2 protein-coding genes are annotated in these 646 nt (G+C 40.2%); both read right to left on the minus strand.

What is annotated here, in order from left to right; translation table 11 throughout:
• Nucleotides 1–392: AI-2E family transporter (locus A3761_RS02665; RefSeq protein ID WP_156491532.1), on the minus strand; the 392-nt coding region annotated here is incomplete at its 3' end.
• A gap of 84 nt (nt 393–476) precedes the next feature.
• Nucleotides 477–632, minus strand: coding sequence for a sulfurtransferase TusA family protein (locus A3761_RS28890; protein WP_369808159.1), 156 nt, complete (start codon nt 630–632; stop codon nt 477–479).
• Between the last annotated feature and the right edge of the window lie 14 nt (nt 633–646).

Raw genomic sequence — 646 nt, forward strand, 5'->3', positions numbered from 1 at the left:
TCAAGCTCCGATATAGTAATAATATGAGAATAATCTTCTTGTAGGGTAAAAATATGAGATTTAAGATTGTTAAGAATATTGGGCGCATCTCCGACCAACGATGAGAGCTGTCGCCATACCAACGGCATTACCGAAAATATAAAACCGAACACTACCCCTAGGAATAATATATAAGAACTGTAAATCGCAGCCTTATTGTTCATTCCCTTGGACACGAGATAAGCAATAAAGCCTTGAAGCACATATGCGAGGATAACGCTGGCAATAACCGGCGCCATAATGTCGCCCCAAAGCGATATAAACACCAAACTTCCGCCGATTAAAATCAACAGCACAACAGCTTCTTCGTCTGAAAAATATCGGTCAACCCAAGACCGTAATACCTGGAGCATAAATTTGCCTAAAAGAGGTTTGAAACCGGACACTTACTAAAATCAATGCCCATAAATTAGAATACTAAGCGGGAATGAAACGCCTTAGCGCTTAATAATATAGTACACAAAGCGCGACGATTCTAAGTCTTCTTCAGAAGATTCGATTAACTCATGAGCTGTTAAAGCTATAAACGAAGCGAAATCCCTAACGGAGCCCTTATCAGTGGCGATCACTTTGACACATTCACCAGCCGACATCTTATTTAATTGCT

The sequence above is a fragment of the Oleiphilus sp. HI0123 genome, assembly GCF_001635315.1.

Excerpts from the sequence above, each read along its gene's own strand:
- A3761_RS28890 (WP_369808159.1), bottom strand. The coding sequence starts at position 632 with ATGTCGGCTGGTGAATGTGTCAAAGTGATCGCCACTGATAAGGGCTCC.